19 protein-coding genes are annotated in these 20,216 nt (G+C 67.2%); 17 read left to right on the top strand and 2 right to left on the bottom strand.

Annotated elements, in window-relative coordinates; genetic code table 11:
• The first annotated feature begins 65 nt into the window (after positions 1 to 65).
• The 6 genes from GobsT_RS35725 to GobsT_RS35750 all read left to right on the top strand — a co-directional run bounded on the left by GobsT_RS35725 (position 66) and on the right by GobsT_RS35750 (position 7,438).
• Complete coding sequence (locus GobsT_RS35725; RefSeq protein WP_010048097.1) at positions 66 to 1,319, top strand: aminotransferase class I/II-fold pyridoxal phosphate-dependent enzyme; 1,254 nt, start codon at positions 66 to 68, stop codon at positions 1,317 to 1,319.
• Between the two features lie 69 nt (positions 1,320 to 1,388).
• The gene (locus GobsT_RS35730) at positions 1,389 to 1,715 is read left to right on the top strand and encodes a DMT family transporter (RefSeq protein ID WP_029601220.1); all 327 of its coding nucleotides are present in this window, start codon (positions 1,389 to 1,391) and stop codon (positions 1,713 to 1,715) included.
• Positions 1,716 to 1,904: 189 nt separating this feature from the next.
• Positions 1,905 to 2,459 (top strand): peptide deformylase, encoded by a 555-nt coding sequence (gene def / locus GobsT_RS35735; RefSeq protein WP_010048094.1) that lies wholly within the window; start codon positions 1,905 to 1,907, stop codon positions 2,457 to 2,459.
• Between the two features lie 98 nt (positions 2,460 to 2,557).
• Positions 2,558 to 3,565 (top strand): methionyl-tRNA formyltransferase, encoded by a 1,008-nt coding sequence (fmt, locus tag GobsT_RS35740; RefSeq protein ID WP_010048093.1) that lies wholly within the window; start codon positions 2,558 to 2,560, stop codon positions 3,563 to 3,565.
• Positions 3,562 to 4,959 (top strand): transcription antitermination factor NusB, encoded by a 1,398-nt coding sequence (locus tag GobsT_RS35745; RefSeq protein ID WP_010048092.1) that lies wholly within the window; start codon positions 3,562 to 3,564, stop codon positions 4,957 to 4,959. Before fmt ends, GobsT_RS35745 begins: the two co-directional genes overlap by 4 nt.
• An 85-nt stretch (positions 4,960 to 5,044) precedes the next feature.
• On the top strand, positions 5,045 to 7,438 hold the full coding sequence (locus tag GobsT_RS35750; RefSeq protein ID WP_109571392.1) for a hypothetical protein: 2,394 nt from the start codon (positions 5,045 to 5,047) through the stop codon (positions 7,436 to 7,438).
• Positions 7,439 to 7,524: 86 nt separating this feature from the next.
• Here GobsT_RS35750 and GobsT_RS35755 read toward each other — a convergent pair whose 3' ends face one another.
• Entirely contained in the window at positions 7,525 to 8,769 is a 1,245-nt protein-coding gene (locus tag GobsT_RS35755; protein ID WP_162542192.1) for a serine/threonine-protein kinase, read from the bottom strand.
• Between the two features lie 557 nt (positions 8,770 to 9,326).
• On the opposite strand from GobsT_RS35755, the gene GobsT_RS38540 reads away from it, so the two are divergent.
• The 11 genes from GobsT_RS38540 to GobsT_RS35805 all read left to right on the top strand — a co-directional run bounded on the left by GobsT_RS38540 (position 9,327) and on the right by GobsT_RS35805 (position 18,405).
• A complete protein-coding gene (locus GobsT_RS38540; RefSeq protein ID WP_010040925.1) occupies positions 9,327 to 9,575 on the top strand; it encodes a hypothetical protein in 249 nt (82 codons plus the stop codon).
• Between the two features lies 1 nt (position 9,576).
• Positions 9,577 to 9,816, top strand: coding sequence for a transposase (locus GobsT_RS38545; RefSeq protein WP_010040922.1), 240 nt, complete (start codon positions 9,577 to 9,579; stop codon positions 9,814 to 9,816).
• A gap of 32 nt (positions 9,817 to 9,848) precedes the next feature.
• On the top strand, positions 9,849 to 10,094 hold the full coding sequence (locus tag GobsT_RS35765; RefSeq protein ID WP_010040919.1) for a hypothetical protein: 246 nt from the start codon (positions 9,849 to 9,851) through the stop codon (positions 10,092 to 10,094).
• Positions 10,095 to 10,175: 81 nt separating this feature from the next.
• Positions 10,176 to 10,511, top strand: a complete 336-nt coding sequence (locus GobsT_RS35770) for a hypothetical protein (protein WP_010040917.1) — start codon at positions 10,176 to 10,178, stop codon at positions 10,509 to 10,511.
• A gap of 595 nt (positions 10,512 to 11,106) precedes the next feature.
• Positions 11,107 to 11,547 carry an SRPBCC family protein gene (locus GobsT_RS35775; RefSeq protein ID WP_010040914.1) on the top strand — a complete coding sequence of 147 codons (441 nt, stop codon included), beginning with the start codon at positions 11,107 to 11,109 and terminating at the stop codon, positions 11,545 to 11,547.
• Between the two features lie 75 nt (positions 11,548 to 11,622).
• Entirely contained in the window at positions 11,623 to 13,152 is a 1,530-nt protein-coding gene (gene glpK, locus GobsT_RS35780) for a glycerol kinase GlpK (protein ID WP_010040912.1), read from the top strand.
• Positions 13,153 to 13,232: 80 nt separating this feature from the next.
• A complete protein-coding gene (locus tag GobsT_RS35785) occupies positions 13,233 to 14,117 on the top strand; it encodes a DUF58 domain-containing protein (RefSeq protein WP_029600929.1) in 885 nt (294 codons plus the stop codon).
• Between the two features lie 2 nt (positions 14,118 to 14,119).
• Complete coding sequence (locus GobsT_RS35790; protein ID WP_010040904.1) at positions 14,120 to 15,040, top strand: hypothetical protein; 921 nt, start codon at positions 14,120 to 14,122, stop codon at positions 15,038 to 15,040.
• 59 nt (positions 15,041 to 15,099) lie between these two features.
• Complete coding sequence (locus GobsT_RS35795; protein ID WP_010040903.1) at positions 15,100 to 16,500, top strand: 3' terminal RNA ribose 2'-O-methyltransferase Hen1; 1,401 nt, start codon at positions 15,100 to 15,102, stop codon at positions 16,498 to 16,500.
• A gap of 179 nt (positions 16,501 to 16,679) precedes the next feature.
• Complete coding sequence (locus tag GobsT_RS35800) at positions 16,680 to 17,735, top strand: hypothetical protein (protein WP_010040902.1); 1,056 nt, start codon at positions 16,680 to 16,682, stop codon at positions 17,733 to 17,735.
• A 193-nt stretch (positions 17,736 to 17,928) separates the two neighbouring features.
• The gene (locus GobsT_RS35805) at positions 17,929 to 18,405 is read left to right on the top strand and encodes a hypothetical protein (protein ID WP_010040901.1); all 477 of its coding nucleotides are present in this window, start codon (positions 17,929 to 17,931) and stop codon (positions 18,403 to 18,405) included.
• 298 nt (positions 18,406 to 18,703) lie between these two features.
• On the opposite strand, the gene GobsT_RS35810 is transcribed toward GobsT_RS35805, so the two are convergent.
• Positions 18,704 to 20,140, bottom strand: coding sequence for a sigma-54-dependent transcriptional regulator (locus GobsT_RS35810; protein WP_010040900.1), 1,437 nt, complete (start codon positions 20,138 to 20,140; stop codon positions 18,704 to 18,706).
• Positions 20,141 to 20,216 lie beyond the last annotated feature (76 nt).

The following is a 20,216-nucleotide window of genomic DNA, read 5'->3' on the forward strand; positions in this document are numbered from 1 at the left end:
CTCAACCCGCACGGCCCTCATGGCCGATCAAGCCTGTTGCCAGCCGCCTAATCCGTCGAGGCTCTATGACGTCCGCGCCGCTCGATCGGCTCGTGGGATCGCTCGCGGGGACCGGAATGACCCGGTTCTTCCGCCGCATGTTCGACGACTACCCCGACCTCCTGATGAAGGACCTGACGGTCGAGGCCGTGAACCCCGACCGCACGATCAAGCTCGGCGGGCGGTGGGTCACCAACTTCGGTTCCGACAGTTTTCTGGGCCTGGACCAAGACCTGCGCGTGTGTGCCGCGCTCGAACGGGGCGTGCGGACGTGGGGCACGCACAACGGCACTTCGCGCGCCTTCTCCAGCGCCGAACCGAACGTTCGTGCCGAGCGTAAACTCGCCGAGTGGCTCGGCACGGAAGCGGCGCTCATCTACCCGTCCGTCACACTCGCGAACGTGGGGGCGCTGCCGGCGCTCGTCACGCGGCAGGACGTGTTGGTCGCGGACCAGTTCGCGCACAACTCCATTGACGAGGGATTGAAGCTCGCAAAGGCTCGCGGGGTGCGGACGGCGAAGTTCGAGCACAACTCGCCCGCGGCGCTTGAAGAAACGCTCCGGGGCTTGCAGCCGTTCCGGCACGCGGTGGTAGCAGTGGACGGCGTGTACAGCATGAGCGGCGAACTCCCGCCGCTTCAGGAGTTCGACCGCATTTGCCGGGCGCACAACGCGTGCTTGTACGTGGACGACGCGCACGCGAGCGGGGTGCTCGGCGAGCACGGTCGCGGTACGGTGCTGGCCTCGCTCGGGCACTACGACAACGTGCTGACGGTGGGCTCACTGTCGAAGGGCTTCTCCTGTCTGGGCGGGTTCGTCGCCGGTTCACAAGCGGCTGTTGACGTGCTCAAACTACGCTCGAACTCGTTGATTTTCGGTGGCCCGGTGCCGCCGCCGTATCTCGAAGCGGTTTGCGCCGTCGTCGACATTCTGATGTCGCCCGAATATCCGGCGCTACGGGCCAGACTCGACGCGAACGTGCGCAAGCTCGCCCAGGGTGCCGCGCGAAGAGGGTTCACCGTACTGGGCGGGTTGGTGCCGATCGTGTCGGTGCTGATCGGCGGCGAGGAGGCGACCCTGAAGGCCGGGCGGTTCCTGTACGAACAGGGCTATTACGCACAGTCCGTCGTGTTCCCGGCGGTGCCGCACGGGCACGGGGTGTTGCGGATGCAGGTCAACGCGAACCACACACCGGCACAGGTCGATGGGCTGCTCGACGCACTCACCGCCCTGGCAGCCGGGACCGCAGTTCCCGAACCGGCGACCGCGGCTGCGGCATGATTTCCCCGTGCTTGTAGGGTCAGACTGGTATCAGACGAGGAGCCAAGGAGTGCTACGCGCAACCGAATGATGCACTGGCTCTATCTGATCCTCGCGGGCTGCTGCGAGTGCGGGTTCACCACCTGCCTGAAGCTCTCCGAAGGGCTGACCAAGCTCGGCTGGGCGCTCGCATTCGTGTTGCTGTCGATCATCAGCTTCGGGCTGCTCACGCTCGCGGCTCAGAAGATCTCGCTCGGCACGGCCTACGCCGTGTGGACCGGTATCGGCGCGGCCGGCACTGCGATCATCGGGATCGTGTGGTTCAAAGACCCTGCCACGTTCTGGCGGCTGTTCTTTTTGGCCGGCCTGATCGGCTGCATCATCGGGCTGAAAATCGTCTCGCCAGAAAAAGAGTGAGGGATCGGCCGCAACGAGGCCCCAAAAGTGGGGGGCGCGGAGTCGGGGGCGTTTGTTCCTGCCTTCAGGCTCGGTTCCACCCACTTTGGGGCCTTTCCTGCGGTCATTTTCCGACGTCCCGCCGCCCGAACCGCTTCTGCTATAATCACATTCAACGTCCCGAGAATCGAAGCTCAACGAGCAGGTGAAATGAAGATCGTGAGGTACCCGCACCCGGCACTGCGGGCGAAAGCCAAACCGGTGATCGCCATCGACGCGGACGTGCAGAAGGCTGCGGCGCAGATGGTCGAGCTGATGTACCGGAGCGAGGGCCTGGGGCTGGCCGCGCCTCAGGTGACGCTCGATTACCAGATGATCGTGTTGAACCCGCTGGGCGAGGCCGACCAACCGGACCAGGAGGTCGTTGCGATCAACCCGGTCATCGTCGAGGCGAAGGGCTCCACGATCAACGACCGCGAGGGGTGCCTGAGTTTCCCCGGGCTGTACCAAAACGTGCGCCGGTACAAGACCGTGACGGTCAAGTTCTATAACCTGAAGGGCGAACTGGTTCAAACAACGGCGCACGACCTTGCGGCCCGTGTGTGGCAGCACGAGATCGACCACCTTCAGGGCACGCTGTTTATTGACAAGATGGGGTCGCTCGGCCTGTCACGCAGCCAGAAGGATCTGGAGAAGTTCATCTCGGACTTCGAGAAAGACAAGAAGAAGGGCGATCTGCCCCCGGACATGGTCCAGGCGCTGTGACGTTCGGCCCGTAATCGGTTGTCAGCTATCAGTCAGCGCTGACAGCACCGGCCACTCGCTCCGCTGACTGACCCCGCCCGCCGAGAACCGACAACTTCATGCGCATCGTGATGATGGGGACGGGTACGTTCGCCGAGCCGACGTTCGAGGCGCTGATCGCGGCGTTCGGTGCGGACGTGGTGGGGCTGGTGACGCAACCGGAGCGCGACACCGGCAACAAGCGCGGCAGCACGCGCCAGACCGGCAAGGGTATGGCGAACATCGCCCGCGCGGCGAACATCCCGGTCGCTCAACCCGAGAGCATCAACACACCCGAAGGGCTAACACAACTTCAGGCGATGGCGCCCGACCTGCTCGTGGTTGCGGCATACGGGCAGATCCTGTCGAAGGACGTCATCAACGCACCGACCCGCGGCATCATCAACGTTCACGCCTCGCTGCTGCCGAAGTACCGCGGGGCCGCGCCCGTCGCCTATGCGATCCTCGGGGGCGAAGCCCGAACCGGCGTGACCATCATCAAGGTGACGCCCGGGCTCGACTCCGGCGACATGGTCCTTCAGGAATCGCTCGACATTCTCCCGACCGATACTACCGGCACGCTGGAAGCTCGCCTCGCAACCCTTGGCGCGGGGATGGCGGTCGAGGCCACGCAGAAGTACGCCGCGGGCGGCCCGGTCGAAGGTGCGAAGCAAGACCCCGCGCTAGTAACGAAAGCGCCGAAGATCAAGAAGGAGTTCGGGCTCATCGACTGGACGAAACCGGCGGGCTACGTCGAGCGGTTCGTGCGTGCGATGCAGCCGTGGCCGACCGCGTACACGTTCCTGCACCGCCCCGGTAAGGAGCCGATGCGGGTGATCGTGAGTAAAGTCGCGTGCGGTGCGATGTGCCCGTGTGGCCCCAACCGCCCCGCGACGGGGACTGTCAGCGGCAGCAGAAAGGACCCTGTGTCCGGCAACGTGGTCATTAGTGTCTGGGTGGGAGACAACATCTCCATCGACCTTTCCGAACTTCAGCCCGCAGGGAAGAAGAAGATGACCGCGGAGGAGTTCCTTCGTGGTTATCCGATCGTTGAAGGTATGCGGTTCGGACCGGAAGTGCTGTCATGAGTATCACCGCACGACAGGTCGCGGCCGACGTGCTGAACCGGTCCCGGTCGCGCGACGGGTTCGCCGCCGAACTCGTGGACGACGCCGTTAACGCCGCGAACCTCTCTCCGCAGGATCGTCGGTTCGTTACGCAACTGGTGTTCGGGGTGATCCGCCGCGGCGGCACCCTGGACGCGTTGCTCAAGCCGTTCATCCACCTGCCAACGCACGCGGTTCAGGACCGCGTTTGGGATTTGCTGCGTCTCGGGGCGTTCCAGCTTACGTTTCTCACGCACGTTCCGAAGCACGCGGCCGTTCACGAGACCGTCGAACTCGCGGAGCACGTCGGCGCGCCGAAGGCAAAAGGGTTCGTCAACGGCGTGTTGCGCCGGATCGCGGAGCTGACCACCGACGAGTTCACGGACGCGCCTGGGGCCGCTGCGGTGCCGTTCGCGCTGGTCGAAAGCGCCCCGACGCCGTCGGAAGGGGGCGGGAGGGGTTCTTACCGCCGGCTTACCAAACCCGTTCTGCCTGATCCCGCAACCGATCCGGCACCATACTTCGCCGCGGCGTTCTCGTTCCCACAGTGGCTCGCGAACCGCTGGTTGAAGAGGTACGGCGTCGACGAGTGCGTCCGCTTGGGTTTTTGGTTCAATGCCGCACCGCCGCTGTGGGTTCGGGTGAACAAACTGCGCGCGAGCCGCGAGAGCTACCGCATCCAGCTCGCGGCGCAGACGATCGAGGTCGAACCCGGCGAGCACCCGCAGGCGCTGCGGTTTTCGCAGCATCACAGCATCCGCGACCTGCCCGGGTACGCCGAAGGCGACTTCGCGGTGCAGGACCATTCGTCGATGTTGGTGGCGTCCGCGCTGGGTGTCCAGCCCGGGATGCGGATTCTGGACGCCTGCGCCGCGCCGGGCGGGAAGACCACGCACCTGATGGAACTGATGGACGGCCGCGGGCACATCACCGCGTGCGACATCGACCCGAAGCGGCTCGAAACGGTCGCCGCCCTCGCACAGCGGATGCGGCTCACGGGCATCGAAACCGTTCTGCTGAAGGATAATGAGGAGTTCCCCGCGGGGCCGTTCGACGCCGCCCTGGTGGACGTGCCGTGTAGTAATACGGGCGTGATCGGGCGCCGTCCGGAGGTGAGGTGGCGCCTTAAACCGAACGAATTCGAGTACCTCATCCGCCTTCAAACGCGACTGCTGATCCTCGCGGCCGATCGCGTCAAGCCCGGCGGTGCGGTGGTGTACTCCACGTGCAGCATCGAGCCCGACGAGAACGAGGGTGTCGTGAAAGCGGTGCTCCGCGGGATGCGCGGGCTGACGCTCGAAGCGGAACACCACTCGGTCCCGGGGCGGCCGTCCGATGGCGGGTACTGGGCGCGACTTCGGAAGGCGAACGCGTAGCCGGCACGGTTGGCCTTGACGCGGTCCGACCGGGGCGGGTCTACTCTCGGTTCGGGTTCTCGCGATTACCAACCGGAACACGTCTATGGCCACGGACACGGCCCCGCCTTCGCCCGCCCCCGGCGGCGCCCTTGGCCCCGCTCCGCGGGGGGGGCGCGCTCAAACGTCGGCCGCCGACCCCACGACGCACTTGTGGCAGTTGCCGGTGCTGCTGATCGGCGTTGGCGTGTTCGTGTCCGCGTGGCAGGGGTGGCTCCCGGCCGGGCAGAGCGACCCCGCATCCGCGTTCCGGCGCGCCGTCGAGTCACTTCGGGGCAGCTACGAGAAGCACGCCCCCGATCCTGAGGAGCTGAAAGCCAACCTCACCAGGGTGGCGACCGAAATCGACACCTTCCCCGAACACGCTCCGCTCGCCCGGTTCCACCTGGGCAGCGGGTACGTTCGGCTCGCCGAGATCACCCCCGCTCTGGAGGAGTCTCGGGGGTACTGGACGCTCGCCCGGCAGCACTTCGAGCGGGTCGATGAGAACCAGATTCGCGACCCGAATGACGCCCCGCGGCTGTCGTTCCGCAAGGCAAAAGTGCGGGCCGCGGTCGGGCTGCCGGCGGACGCACCGGCGGCCGACCTCGCGCTCCTCACCACCGTACTGAACGCTCCCCCGCCGGGCGAAGAGGGGGGCGACACCAAGCGCCTTATTGCGGACCTGGCCCTGCGCCAAAACCCACCCGACCTGGCGGGTGCGAAAGTCGCATTGAACGACTATGTCCGGTCGGCCGGTCCGGTCACGCCAGCCGCTTCGCTCGCACGCGCGCGGCTCAAGCTGGCGGCCATCTTCCTCCTCACGAAGGAATACGAGCACGCCCGCAAGTGGCTCGGGCAGATCGGCGCGGACGCGCCCGTCGACGTGTTCGCCCCCGCGAAAGCGGAGATGGCCCGGGTATTAATGGCCGAGGGCGACTACGCCGGAGCCACGAAGGAGCTGGACGCGCTGCGCGCCGTGCCCGGGTTGCCGACCGTGTACCGTGTGGGGTCGGCCTACGACCTCGGCGTGTGCAAGCTGCGGTTGCGCGAGCCCGATGCCGCGTTAAAACTCTTTGAGGAAGCCGTGAAGGGCACCGGCGAAGAGGCCGTCGCCGCCGCCGTTCAGTTGGCCGAATTGCACCTCCGGTCCCAGGATCAGAACCGACACAAGGCGGCGGTGCCGCTGCTCATGGACGCCGTCAAGGCCGCCAAGAGCGCCGCCGACTTCCGGAACGAGTTCGTGGCGGTTGCCGAGGTGCAGGCCGCGTTCGAACTCGCGGTCACCACGCTGCTCGCGGACGGTGCGTTCGAGCCCGCGCTGACGGTCGCGGACGCGTACGGCGCGGTGGCGGCATCCGGGCGCGAGCGCGAGAAGCGGGCCGACGTGCTGGCCGCGTGGGGCACGGCAATTATGAAGTCCCAGAGCCCGACCGAAGCGGGGCCGAAATTGAAGGCTGCGGCCGATGAGTACGCGGCGCTGGTCGCGTTTCAGCCCGGGACCGACGGAAAACTGGAACTGCTGCGCCGGGCCTCGGAACTGTACCGCCGCGCCAACGACCCGGGGGCGGCCGTGCAGCGGTTGCAGGAGGCGGTGAAGCTCCCGAACATCCCCGCGCAACTCATCGGCTCGGTGTGGCTGGAGCTGGCCGACGCGATGCTCGCCGCGAAGCAGACCGACGGGGTGTGGCGCGTGTTCAACGAGGTGATGGCCACCGAAGGGTACGCGTCCACCGCCACGCGGTACCGGCTGGCACGCCAGTTCGTGGACTCGCGACACGCGGGGCTGGTGCCCATGGGGCGGGCGCTGTTCGAGCAGATCGCGAAACAGCAAAACGTTTCGCCGGCCGAGCGCGAGTACCACGAGCGGGCGCTCACCGAACTGGCGAACGACTTGATTCAGCAGGGCAACTTCAACGACGCCGAAGCGCGCGTGCGGACGCAACTGAGCATCTACCCGAACGGCCCCGAGGCGCCGCTCGCGCGGTTGCTCCTGGGCGTGTGCCTGCTGTGGAAGGCCGATGCACCGGGCACGGAGCCCGCGGACGCGGCGAAGTGGCGCGAGGAGGCGGTGGCCGCGTTCAAACAGATCGTGGCGGATTGTAACCGGATCGAGCAGCGGAACACAAAGCTCAAGGATGGCGAGCAGTGGCTGCGGCTCCAGGCCTCGCTCCGAATCCTGAAGGCGTACCAGCAGATGGGCAAGTCGAACGATCTGCTGGGCGAGGCCAGCCGGTTGCTGGATCAACACAAGGGCACGGTCGACGAGCTTATCATCTTGAGCCTGATGTACCACGCGTTCAAGCAGAACAACGACCCGGTGAGCATGGCGGCGATTCGGGATCGGATGAAGGAGGCGTTCGACAAGTTGCCGCCGTCGGCGTTCCCGCAGACCGGTGAGGAAAAAGAGTACAGCCGAGGATACTGGCTGACGAAGTGGTTCGCCCCGGAACCGAAGTAGTGTTCGGTCCGGGCGTGCGAAACGGCAGGGGGGTGAAGCTGTTCCGGCTTCGCCCCCCTGCCGTTTTCGCACGCCCGGACCGAACACTACTTCGCCAGGTAGATCACGACCGCAACCGCGAGCCACACGAGCCCGAAAAGCACCCCCGCGATCATCCCCGTGATCGCGAGCCGTGCGGTGCGTTGCGCCCGCGCCAGCGCTTCGGCCGCCGCCGCCGCTTCGCGGATCGGCCCCACATCGAGCCCGCCGGTGCTTTCCTGCACCGCCGCCGCCGCCAGCGGGGGCAGCTTTCCGGACGGCTGCCCGTGCCGGTCCGGGACGTTCACGAACGGCAGCAGCGCCTGCACCGCCACGCCGGCGGTCGGGTAACGGTCCCCCGGCTCCTTGGCGAGCATGACTTCGACGACGTCGGACAGCGCTTCGGGGATCTCGTCGCGCAGCTCGCGTGGCGGGACCACCGGTGTGAGCTGGTGCGCGATCATCTTCGCCGCGGTCGTCCCGGCGAACGGCGGGCGGCCGGTCAGCAAGTGATAGAGGGTGGCGCCGAGGTTGTAGATGTCGGCCCGATGATCCGCGCTCTCGCAATTGCGGAGCTGCTCGGGGGCCGCGTAGTCCGTGGTCGCCAGTAGCCCGCTGTTGCGGGCAAGTTTCGTTCCCGATTCCTCGAAGAACTCCGCGAGGCCGAGGTCCAGCACCTTCACGATGCCGTCGCCCCCGACGAGCAGGTTCGCGGGCTTGATATCCCGGTGGGCGACGCCCTTGTCGTGCGCGTGCTGGAGCCCGGCCGCGGCCTGCACGGCGTAACTGACCGCCTCGCCGACGGGCAACCGCCCCCGCGCGGTGAGGGTGCGGTCGAGGGTCTCGCCGTCAATGTACTCGAGTACGAGGAAATGGGTGCCCTTGTCGCAGGCGACGTCGTAGGCGTGAACGATGTTGGGGTGGTCGAGGGTCGCGGCGGCGCGGGCCTCACGGTAGAACCGCTCCACGTTGACGGGGTCGAGGGCCTGACGCCCCGGCAGCACCTTGAGCGCGACCTTGCGGCGGAGGGCGGCGTGTTCGGCGAGGAACACGGTTCCCATGCCGCCGGCGCCGATCTGGTTCAGGATGCGGTACGGCCCCAGCCGGAAGCCCTTGTGCTTACCCTGGAGGATGAGCTTCGCCTGGAACGGGGTGAGGATGCCCGCCTGTACCAGTCGCGTCGCGGTGTCGGACGCGGTCGGGGGGAGCGGCCCGGACCGGCTGACGAACCCGCTGAGTGCGTCGTCGTCCGTGATCTCGGCGCGCCGCACGAGTTCGAGGACGGCGTCACCGGTGCGAGGTGGTTCGGGCATTCGGTGTGACCCTGAAGGCAGTGGGCGCGCTGCGAATCGCGAGCCCGGCGGAGACATGGCGATCCCGGGCGCGGGCCGACCAAACCCGCGGAGATTTTAATTGCCTAGCGAACGGATGGAAAGTGAAACCCACACTAAAAGTCAGCATGCCAGAACGCCGGCGCGAAGTCAAACGTTTGCCAAAGGAATGTCCCGGCCAACTCGACACCCCCGTGGCGTCGCGGTAAAGTGAATGCCGTCGCGCCCCCGAATTCTTTCAGCACCCGCACGAATATGGCTCGGCAGAAAGCACCTCTCCGAAGCCACCGACCAACGGTGCCCCGTCGTCTGGAGCCGATCCGGAGTGCCTGCCGGCACGCTTCCCGTCGCTAACTGTGGAGAACGTGCGCTGTTTCGGCCCGAAGCACACTCTTGACCTGTCAGATGGGAACGGCAAGTTTGGAATTCTTGCGGCACGTGGTACGTCACGCGGGATCGCGGTTGTGTGTGATTCGGGACGGCTCGCCGATGAATCGGCGTGCGCTCGTGATGGACTTCTTGCACAGCCCGAGGGTCGAGTGATCGAGGTCGAACGGTCGCCGGGGGCAGCTCCGGATCTCAACCCGTGGGACACTGGTGGGTGGGACCACCTCAAGCATGCGGAGTTCCGCGAACCCCTCATCATTTCAGACCTGGCCCCGCGGCTCTACCGCTACTTCGGTGCAGCCCGGATCGCCGGATCGCCGCTCATTGCGGTCGGCGGGGGCGTCGATCACATCCACCTGCTCGTGTCGCTCGGTCGATGCGGGGGGCGGGTGCGTTGCTGATTTGGTCCTCGACCTGAAGGCGGCCCCGTCCGCGTGGGTTCATGAGACGTTCCCCGCGGTGCGGTTCGCGTGGCAGGCCGGGTACGGGGCGTTCGCGGTCAGCAAGTCGAACGTCGAGGCGGTGCGGGCCTACATCGGACGCCAGGAGGAGCACCACCGCAAGCAAAACTACCAGGACGAGTACCGCGAGTTCCTGACCCGGCACGAACAGGAATGGGACGAACGATATGTGTGGGATTGAGGCGAGCAAGATGAGTCATCCGGGGTGACGCGATGACGGAAGCCGAGTGGCTGGCGTGTGAAGACCCTCGCTTCATGCTGCACGGGGCGATGTCCGAAGTCGTGACCGGACGGAAAATCCGATTGTTCGGATGTGCGGCCTGTCGCCGGCTTTGGGACGAGATCGAAGACCGGCGGTGCCGCGAAGCGATCGAGGCGTCTGAACGGTACGCCGATGATTCGCTGCCGGAACGCGAACTCGATCGGCTCTCGGCCGCGGCCGAAGAAGCGTTCGAATAAGCGTTCGAAGAAGCGGTTGCGGAACGCGACGACCGGCTGATCCATCTGGCTGGAGCGTCATCGGATGTCTCAAACCCCTTGATGACGCTGACCCAAATCGTCGGGGCGGTCGACGCGCTTTCTCAGGCCTCTTGGAGCGGTCCGCTCGAGGAGCGGCGCGCCCAGGTCGGTTTGCTGCGCGACATCTTCGGTGACCTGTTCAACCCGGCTGCGCTCTCCCCGGAATGGATCACCGACACCGCGGTGGCCCTATCGCGCGAGATGTACCACTCACGCGACTTCAGCGCGATGCCGATTCTTGCCGACGCCCTTCAAGACGCCGGGTGCGACAGCAAGATCGTTCTTGCGCACTGCCGCGGGCCGGGGCCGCACGTCCGCGGGTGCTGGGTGGTAGACTTGGTACTGGGCAAAAGTTAACCCGAGTCGATACACCCAGGCACGTGACGTGCCGCCCGCGGTGCCATCTGCCGAATGGGGCAGCGCGTCGCGGCAACGGCGGTATCAGCATCCGGTGCATGAAGCGGTTTGATGTGGGGGCGCGACCGGTCGCAACCGCGCCCTTCGACAACCCGAATGCCCGATGATTTCGGCGGAGCTTGTGCGATGAGCGGCTCAATTCACCGGGGAAGTAGCGGAGTATACGGCGTGTCACCGCCCGCAAGTAACGGGGGCACTGATGGGACGCCGACGGGACATTCGCTGCCGGTGGGCGGGTCGCGGACTGGCAATTCGCTGGTTGGTTGCTACCACGAATTCCACGCTTCAACGCTCGGAACGCGGCCCCAGCATTAATCAGGAAATGAGATGCAACACGTTGCCGTGTTTAGCTTTGCATTCGCCGCTTTGCGGGCGAATTGATATTTCCCGCGCTCGAATCCGAGCTTCGGCTCGGAACCGTGAGGGACAAAAGAGCGGGAATGACCGACTTGCGACGACGTGGGCCGGTGCTCGGTGGTGGCCGGCGCGCCTGTTGCGGTTCACCAACTGGCCGCGCCGAACTTGAGGTCCGCTCATGCCCGATGATGTGTTCACCCTGCGTTCGCCGATGCCCGTGTCGGCCGACGAACTGTACGCCTGGCACGCCCGCCCGCTCGCGTTCCGGCGGCGCGCGCCGCCCTGGGAGGATACCCGGGTCGTGAAGCAAGAGGGGGCGTTCGGTGCGGACGGGTTCCGCGTCACCCTCCGCACCAACGTCGTTGGTCCGGTCAGTGGAACGTGGCTCGCCGAGTCCTACGACTTCCGCCCGGGGCTCGGGTTCCGGGACCGACAGATCGAGGGGCCGTTCGCGGCCTTCAACCACAACCATGACTTCATCCCGAACGGCCCGGACCGCTCGTTCCTCGAAGACCGCATCGAGTATCGCGTCCCCTTGGGTTGGCCCGGACGGGTACTCGGGAGCGGCATCGTCAAGCGGCGGCTCGCGCAGGTGTTCGCCGTGATGGGGCGGCACTAAGGCCGACCGCGCCGAGTACGCGGCGATGGCTCGTGCGTTTCTCTCACCGTGATTCTCCCCGCCGGAGTCCGTGACGTGACCTCTCCCGTTTTGCTCAGCATCGACCAGGGGACCACCAGCTCGCGCGCCGTCGTGTACGACGCCTCAACGTTCACGGTTCTGGGGGCCGCGCAACAGGAGATCGAACAGCACTACCCGCACGACGGCTGGGTCGAGCACGAACCCGAAGACATCTGGTATTCGGTCGCGCGGACCGTGCGTGAGGCGCTCGCGAAGGCCGGGCGCGATCCCAAGAGCGTCGCGGCGGTCGGCATCACCAACCAGCGCGAAACGGTCGTCGTGTGGGACCGCGCCACCGGCCGACCCGTACACCGGGCGATCGTGTGGCAGGACCGCCGCACCACCGACTTCTGCCGCACCCGGGCGGCGGACCAGCCCGCGCTGACCGCCAAAACCGGCCTCGTCCTCGATCCCTATTTCTCCGGTACGAAACTGCACTGGCTGTTCGCCCGCGATTCTGAACTCGCGGCGCGAGCCGCACGGGGCGAACTCGCGTGCGGAACCATCGACACGTTTCTGATCTGGCGGCTCACCGCGGGAAGGGCTCACGCCACCGACGCCACCAACGCCAGCCGCACGCTGCTGTTCAACATCCACACCCTTCAGTGGGACGACGAACTGCTGAGCTACTTCGGCGTGCCGCGCGCCACGCTGCCGGACGTGAAGCCCAGCGTCGCAGAATTCGGCACCACGAAGGGACTCGACTTCCTGCCGGACGGGGTGCCGATTCGCGGCGTCGCGGGCGACCAGCAGGCCGCGCTCTTCGGGCAGGGGTGTTTCAGCCCGGGCGAGGCGAAATGCACGTACGGCACCGGCGCGTTCTACCTGCTTCACACGGGTGACGTAGCCGTAGTGTCGCGGAGCAAGTTACTCACCACCGTTGCCGCGATGACCGATTCCCGCCCCAAGTACGCGCTCGAAGGCGCGGTGTTTATCGCCGGGGCGGCGGTACAGTGGCTCCGCGACGGGCTGCGGCTGTTCGCGTCGGCCGCGGACGTGGAGCGGCTCGCGCACGCCTCGAACCCGTCGGAGCCGGTGTCGTTCGTGCCGGGATTCGTCGGGCTGGGCGCGCCGCACTGGGTGCCCGAAGCGCGGGGCGTGATCTTCGGCCTTACACGGGCCACCACGGCCGCGGACCTGGGGCGGGCGGCGCTGGAAGGCGTGGCGTTTCAGGTCGCGGATCTGATCGAAGCCGCGGAACAAGACGCGCGGGGGGATCGTTCATTCCCCGGAGGGGAGCGCGCCGGGACCGGGCCGCTGCGCGTCGACGGCGGGATGGCGAACAACGACTGGTTCTTGCAGTTCCAAGCCGATGCGCTCGGCCGACCGGTCGCCCGCGCCTCCCAGAGCGAATCGACCGCGCTCGGGGCCGGGTTCCTTGCGGCCGTCGGCGCCGGCCTCGCCGACCAACCGGCTCTCGGGAAGCTGGTGTCGGGCGCAACACACTTCGAGCCGAAGTTGCCGGCCGCCGCACGCGCCGCCAAGCTCGCCGTGTGGCGCAAGGCCGTTCGCGCGGTGGTCGCGTTCTACGCGGGCGGGGCTTGATCGCCGCGGCCCGGAACCGTATCCGTTTGAGGGCGCGCGACCGGGCATAAAATGAACTGACCGAACACCCGAGGTTGATCGTGCTACCCGCCGACGTTCTGCGCCAGGTTCGACGGTTGCACTTGCGGGCCAGGCGGCTCGTTCAAACGCTGCTCGGCGGCGAGTACCACTCCGCGTTCAAGGGCGCGGGGCTGTCGTTCGAGGAGGTGCGCGAGTACCAGCCCGGCGACGACGTGCGCACCATCGACTGGAACGTCACGGCACGCGTCGGGCACCCGTTCATCAAGCGGTTCGTCGAGGAGCGCGAGCTGACGATGATCCTCGCGGTGGACGTGTCCGCGAGCCAGTCGTTCGGCACCCGGGTGCTCACCAAGCGGTCCGCCGCGGCCGAACTCGCGGCGCTGCTCGCGCTGTGCGCCGTGAGCAACAACGACCGCGTCGGGCTGCTGGCGTTCACGTCCCAGGTCGAGCGGTTCGTGCCGCCCAACAAGGGGCCGCGGCACGTCCTCCGGTTGCTCCGCGACATCCTCGCGTTCGAGCCCAAGCACACCGGCACCGACCTCGCCGGCGCGCTCGACCACCTGAACAAGGTGCAGCGCCGCCGGGCGATCGTGTTCTTCATGAGCGACTTCGTCGGCGACAACTTCGCCGGCGCGTTCCGGCGGGCGGCGCACAAGCACGACCTGATCGCGGTGCGGACCAGCGACCCGCGCGAGCGCGACTGGCCCGCGGTCGGCCTGGTGCGGCTACAGGACGCTGAAACCGGTCGCCAGCGGCTCGTCGATACCAGCGACGCCCGCGTCCGTGCCGAATTCGCCGCGACCGCCAAGACCCGCGACGAGGAGTTCGCCAAACTCGCCCGCGGGTGCCAGGCCGACCTCATCGAAGCGGGCACGGACGGCGACCACTTCGACGCGCTGCTGAACTTCTTCCGCCGGCGGGACCGGCGCCGGAGGCACGGGTAGAAATGCGGAACACGCTCTTCGCCGCGCTCGCTCTGGCCTTCAGCGCCGGAGCGAGCGCCGCGCAGCCGCCGAAATACGAGGCGTCCGTCCGCGCCGACCGGGACCGGATCAAGTTGTGGGAACCGGTTCAGGTGACGTTAACGGTGGACGGCCCGGCCCCGATGCGCGCCGCCGTGGAACTGCCGAAGCAGTTGCTCACCGACGCCACCAACGGCGACTGGCGCATCCGCCCGAAGGGCGACGCCGAAGTGCTCCCGCTCCCGGACGGGCGCGAGCGGTGGAAGCAGACGTTCCGGCTCGACCCGCACGCGCCGGGAAAACCGCTCCGCGCGGAACTCGCGCCGGTCGGCGTGAACGGCAAGCCGCTCACCCAAACCCTCGCCGTTGAGGTGACGGTCGAGCGCACCGGCGGGGACGACACCCCGCTGCCCGAATCACTCCCGGTCACCACGATCGAAGAACTTCCGCCGCCGGCGGATACGCCCGCGGGGCGCTCGCCCGGCACGGTTCTGGTCGCCGCGGCCGTTGCGGCGGTCTGTGCGATGCTTCTCGTGTTCGTCTGGCGCCGCGTGCGGCGGCCGAAACCGGTCCCTCCCGGCGCGTGGGCACGGACCGCCCTCGCGGCACTGGAAGCCGAATACGTCGGCGGTCCGGACTTCGCCGAGCGGCTCGCGAGCGTCTTGCGGCGGTACGTGGAGCGCCGGTTCGCGATCCCGGCCACACGCCTAACTACCGCCGAACTGTACGAAGCCATTACACTCGGCGGATGGCCCGTGGACGGCGCGCGGGTGCTGCGCGGGCTGCTCGACGAGTGCGACCTCGCGAAGTTCGCCGGCACGGCCCCTGATGTTGAGGGCTGCGCCACGCTGATCGGCGCCGCACGCGACTGGCTCGACCGCACCGACCCGGAGCCCGGTGCGTGAACCTGCACCGGCTCACGCGCCTCCTACCAATCTGACCCGCATCCCAACGGGCGCAACGAATGCTGCTCACGATCTCCACGACCCGCACGCCGGCCACCGACCTCGGGTGGTTGCTGCACAAGCACCCGGACAAGGCGCAATCATTCCCTCTCACGTTCGGGCAGGCTCACGTCTTCTACCCGGAAGCACGCGAGGAACGCTGTGCCGCCGCCCTCCTGCTCGAAGTCGATCCCGTCGGACTCGCCCGCCAGCGCCGGAACACCGGAAACGAGTTGCTCGCGCAGTACGTGAACGACCGCCCGTATGTCGCGTCGTCGTTCCTCAGCGTCGCCCTTTCGCAGGTGCTCGGGAGCGCGCTGAACGGCAGTTGTAAAGCCCGGCCGGAACTCACAGAAGAGCCGTTACCCCTTGTGGCCCGGCTCAGCGTGCTTCCGTGTCGCCGTGGGGGTGAGGGGTTCCTGCGCCGGCTGTTCGAGCCGCTCGGCTATGTCGTTACTGCCACCCGCCACCCACTCGACGCGCAGTTCCCCGAATGGGGTGAGTCGCCGTACTTCACCGTCGAGCTGCGGGCCACGGTCCGGCTCGCGGATTTGCTCTCGCACCTCTACGTTCTGGTCCCCGTGCTCGACGACGAAAAGCACTACTGGGTGAGCAACGACGAGGTCGAGAAGCTTCTGCGGCACGGCGAGGGCTGGCTCAACTCGCACCCGGAGAAAGAACGGATCGCGGAGCGCTACCTACGGCGCCAGAGCAAGCTGGTGCGGTCGGTCCTGGCGGCACTCGACCCGAACGACACTGAGGAGCCCGCGGAGGCGCTGGCGGCACAGGACCTCGCCGAGGAGCGGCTGGAATCCCGCGTCAGCCTCCACGAGCACCGGCTGGCGACCGTTCTCGGCGCGCTCCAGGCCACCGGCGCGACGCGCGTTCTTGATCTGGGGTGCGGTGAAGGGAAACTGCTCCGGTTGCTCGCCGCCGATCCGCGGTTCACGGAGGTGGTCGGCGTTGACGTGTCGGTGCGGAGCCTGGAAATCGCCCGCCAGCGGCTCGACCGGCAGCGCCTGCCCGACAACCTCGGCGCCCGCGTGAAACTGCTCCACGGCTCGCTCACGTACCGGGACGCGCGCTTGGTGGGCTTCGACGCCGCGGCGGTCGTTGAGGTGATCGAACACCTGGACCTCCCGCGGCTGGGGGCGTTCGAGCGGGCGCTGTTCGGGGGTGCGAAGCCACGCGTCGTGATCCTGACGACGCCGAACCGCGAGTACAACGTTCGCTTCGAGGGCCTGCCCGCGGGCAAGTTCCGCCACGCGGACCACCGGTTCGAGTGGACCCGGGCACAGTTCGCGGAGTGGTGCGCGAAGGTGTGTGCGGCTCACGGGTACGCGGTCCGGATCGACCCGCTCGGCGCCACCGATGCGGAGGTCGGGGCGCCGAGCCAGGTGGCGACGTTCACGCGCACGTGAGCGGTCCAGTCAGCCGCATCACCTTCGCCAAAGTCTCTGACAGCGCGTCAATCGGACCTGAATTGCCGCACGCAGGAAAACTGTGACCTCGATCGGTCTGCTGAGGTCGGATCAACGGTCTGCTAAACTAAAGTAGCTGTGCGTTCGCGGCGATTCACCGTCGGCCTCGGAGGCGGATCGTGCTGAAGGTTACCCGCGAACTGATCGACAGCCTTCGCGCCTTCTCTCCAGGTGCGCACGCGCCCTGCGTTCTCACCAGCGCTCGCGTTGCGATCGTCGCGCGGCACGGCAGTCCGGAAGACGCCGACGCGCTGCTCGAAGTGTTTCTCGAAGACCCGGCCGATTACCAACGCGCAGGCGTACTCGACGCGGTCATGCGGCGCGGCACCCGCGACACGGCCCGCAAGCTCGCGTCCGCGTGTCTCGCCGGCGGGCGGTTGCGGGCTAAGGTTCGAGGAGATGTGCTACACGCAATTGGGTTCCTTGGTTGCATGGAAGTGCGCGATGTCCTCTGGCAGTACGCCGCGGGTGAAACTGACACAGGCTACTACCAACAGAAGTGCGCGGCTCTCGGACTGTTGAGCCTGCCGTGCGACGGGTTGGAACGAGAAATCGAGTCCGCGGTTCGGGCGTGTGCCGGAAAGAACCTGTTCCCAGAGTTTCTCCCGATACTCGCGCATAAGGTCGGCAACCCGGAGCTGCTTCCGCTCCTCTTCGATATGGGACAGACGACCGCGTCCACCGACTGTAACGGCGGGTTGGTGTATGGGATCGCGCTGTTCGGCGAAACCGGGCGCCCGTACTTCGATCGGCTCCTTTTCGACTCCCACTGGGAGACACACGGACCGGGCACCGGTACGGGTGGATGGACCTACCACGGGTTTCGGCACCTTGGCGGTAGTGTCGCCGAGGTCGCGCGTCAGCTACGGGCGTGCCACTCGGCGATGTCGTATGAGAGCTGGGAGTACCGCGTGCGTGTGTGGCTCGAACTCGTGCAACACTGGTTCGACGATCCGCTCCCGCCACACTGTAACGTGGGTTACACCCCGGAGCGAGCCGTGGATGTGTGCTCCGGCGCGTTCGACTGGTCTTCGGCTAACGGAGACGATTCGCTCAGCGGCTTGGTTCGTGACAAGGGTTGGGTTCCAAGGCACGAAATCTACACTCTTCGCACTCGGCTGTGGGACCGAATCATGTCAGAAGAAGCCAGCCGTACATTAGCGGTTTCGAGCTGATACGGTTCTCAGGAAACTCCGTGCGTCACAACACGTGCGGTGCATTCTCCAAACGGTGTGGAAGGGGCATTCTGTGCGAGTGCCGCAGTCAACGCGGGCGCAGCTTTAGCGATTCTGGCCGGAAGCGCAAGTTGGGGCAGCGGGGGCGTTCAACTGGCACAACTGACCGCCGAACCCCAACGGAGCGAATCCGATGAACGCCCTCCTCCTTTCGATGACGCTGACCGCCCCGGCCCACCCGCCCGCGTTTCCCCCTCCGCCCCCGCCGGTCGTTGTCGTGCGGCCGCGCCCGCCGGTCATAGTTGTGGCCCCGCGCCCGCCGATCGTCCTCGTGCCGCCGCGTCCGCCCGTGGTGGTCGTTCCGGTGTCGCCCCCGCCGGCGCTGTACCCGCCGCCGGACATTTCCGTGCCGGTGGAGCCGGTCGCGCCCGCGGCGCTCACGCTGGGCGAATTCTCCCGGTACTTCACCCCGACCCCGGGCAAGCACGACGTGTGGGTGGTTCACCCGGTTACGCGGCAGCCGGTGAAGGTGTGCTTCACGCTGCCTCCGGGGAAGCTCAGGGACTTTGAAGTCGATAAACGCTCGATCCGGTTCGAGTTCGTTGGCGGCCGTGAAGTGGAGATCGAGTTCCGGAACAACGGCACGGTACGGGTCGATTACGACGATTGACGGTAGCGGCCTGCGGATGTGGTCATCACAACGAGGTCGGGGCGCCGCGTGTGGCGCCCCGGCTTCGTTGCATTGGAATCACCACTGATACGGTAGATGAATCGCAACTTCGCAGCGTTTGGGCAGAACGCCTCTCACGTCCGTATGCAGTCTTACTGGTACGGAAATGTCCTAACTGACAACCGGGGCGCAACGGTCCGCGCTCGCTGTGCGTGCTGTACCTTGTAGCGCGGGGCCGACACACTTCAAACAAGGCACGGCGCGCCGGTTGCTATGCTCATCCCCGAACAAAAAGGTATCAGGGTGCGTCGTCCGGTTCGTCGGTGAACCGCGGCACGATCTGGAGTTCGCGCAGCCGGCGCCGCAACGTTTGACGAGCAACGCCGAGCACCTTGGCGGCCTGGAACTGGTTCCCGCGCGTGTACTCCATCACGAGCGGGAGCAGGATCTTATCGAGTTCGCGGTGGGCCTCTTCGTGCAACGATTCCGAGCCCTCACCCAGCCGGCGGCCGATGAACTCGGCCAGACCGGCGGTCGGGGCCGCTGGCGGCAGGGCCGTGGGCGGCTCGGTCGACAGTTCGGGAAGCATCGTCGGCAAAAGCACCGATCCGACCGCTCGCAGCAGTGCCTGCTTCAGCACGCTCTGGAGTTCCCGGAGATTACCGGGCCAGGAATACGCCCGCAGCCGGTCCAGCGCTTCCGCGCTCACATCTCGAACGTCCCGCCCCAGCTCCCGGCCGAACCGGCGGACGTAGTATCGGGCGAGCAGCGCCAGGTCGTCCCCGCGCTCGCGGAGCGGCGGCAGGTGGACCGTGAACACCCCGAGCCGGTAGTACAGGTCGGCCCGGAACGTTCCGTCCGCCGCCCGGGTCTTCAGGTCGCGGTGGGTGGCGGAGATGATTCGCACGTCGGTGGTGACCGTTTCGCCGCCGCCGACCCGCTCGAACGTCTGCTCCTGGAGCACCCGGAGCAGTTTCGACTGGAGCGCCAGCGGCATGTCCCCGATCTCGTCGAGGAACAGCGTTCCGCCGTTGCACTGCTCGAACCGCCCGATCCGGCGCCGGTCGGCACCGGTAAACGCGCCCTTCTCGTGTCCGAACAGTTCCGATTCCAGCAGCGGCTCGGGGATCGCCGCGCAGTTAAGAGCCAGGAACGGCTTGTCCGCCCGCTTCGAGTGCTGGTAAATCGCCCGGGCGATCACCTCTTTGCCGGTGCCGCTCTCGCCGGTGATAAGGACCGCCACGTCCTGGGCGGAGACCCGGCCGACCGCCTTATACACCTCGCGCATCGCCGGGCACGCCCCGACGATGGCGCCGCCCCCGTCCTCGTCCGGCGGCGTCTCGGTGAGTACGGCCGGCTCCCGCATCCGCCTGCCCACCTCGACCGCCTCGCCGATCACCCGCCGGAGCTGGGCCGGATCGACCGGCTTGAACAGGTAGTCGAGCGCCCCGCGCCGCATCGCCTCGATGGCCGCGTCGGCGGCCTTCGACAGCGTGACGAACACGACCGGCACCCGCGCGTCGAGCGCCCGGATCTCCTCGAACACCTCCAGCCCGGTGCGGTCCGGGAGCCGCAGATCGAGGAGCACCGCGTCCGGCCGCTCGGCCCGGACCCGGGCGACCCCCTCCGCGCCGGTCCGGGCCACCTCGACCCGGTTGGCCGGGGGCGGGAACGCGTGCCGCACCTGATCGGCCAGCAGTTCGGGGTCGTCGTCGATGAGCAGAACGTGGGCCATGTGGCTCCGGAACGGTAGCGGGCGGAGAGGTGTGAGAGCTACCGTCAGTATCCGCACTCCCGCTGCGGCTGTCCAC

It is taken from the genome of Gemmata obscuriglobus, from assembly GCF_008065095.1.
In the GTDB taxonomy this organism is placed as follows: domain Bacteria; phylum Planctomycetota; class Planctomycetia; order Gemmatales; family Gemmataceae; genus Gemmata; species Gemmata obscuriglobus.

Coding starts and splice junctions, on each gene's coding strand:
- GobsT_RS35765 (WP_010040919.1), top strand. CDS start 9,849: ATGACGGAAGCCGAGTGGCTGGCGTGTGAAGACCCTCGCTTCATGCTG.
- GobsT_RS35775 (WP_010040914.1), top strand. CDS start 11,107: ATGCCCGATGATGTGTTCACCCTGCGTTCGCCGATGCCCGTGTCGGCC.
- GobsT_RS35805 (WP_010040901.1), top strand. CDS start 17,929: ATGAACGCCCTCCTCCTTTCGATGACGCTGACCGCCCCGGCCCACCCG.
- GobsT_RS35750 (WP_109571392.1), top strand. CDS start 5,045: ATGGCCACGGACACGGCCCCGCCTTCGCCCGCCCCCGGCGGCGCCCTT.
- GobsT_RS35730 (WP_029601220.1), top strand. CDS start 1,389: ATGCACTGGCTCTATCTGATCCTCGCGGGCTGCTGCGAGTGCGGGTTC.
- GobsT_RS35755 (WP_162542192.1), bottom strand. CDS start 8,769: ATGCCCGAACCACCTCGCACCGGTGACGCCGTCCTCGAACTCGTGCGG.
- GobsT_RS35790 (WP_010040904.1), top strand. CDS start 14,120: ATGCGGAACACGCTCTTCGCCGCGCTCGCTCTGGCCTTCAGCGCCGGA.
- GobsT_RS35770 (WP_010040917.1), top strand. CDS start 10,176: ATGACGCTGACCCAAATCGTCGGGGCGGTCGACGCGCTTTCTCAGGCC.
- GobsT_RS35810 (WP_010040900.1), bottom strand. CDS start 20,140: ATGGCCCACGTTCTGCTCATCGACGACGACCCCGAACTGCTGGCCGAT.
- GobsT_RS35725 (WP_010048097.1), top strand. CDS start 66: ATGACGTCCGCGCCGCTCGATCGGCTCGTGGGATCGCTCGCGGGGACC.
- fmt (WP_010048093.1), top strand. CDS start 2,558: ATGCGCATCGTGATGATGGGGACGGGTACGTTCGCCGAGCCGACGTTC.
- GobsT_RS35745 (WP_010048092.1), top strand. CDS start 3,562: ATGAGTATCACCGCACGACAGGTCGCGGCCGACGTGCTGAACCGGTCC.
- def (WP_010048094.1), top strand. CDS start 1,905: ATGAAGATCGTGAGGTACCCGCACCCGGCACTGCGGGCGAAAGCCAAA.
- GobsT_RS35795 (WP_010040903.1), top strand. CDS start 15,100: ATGCTGCTCACGATCTCCACGACCCGCACGCCGGCCACCGACCTCGGG.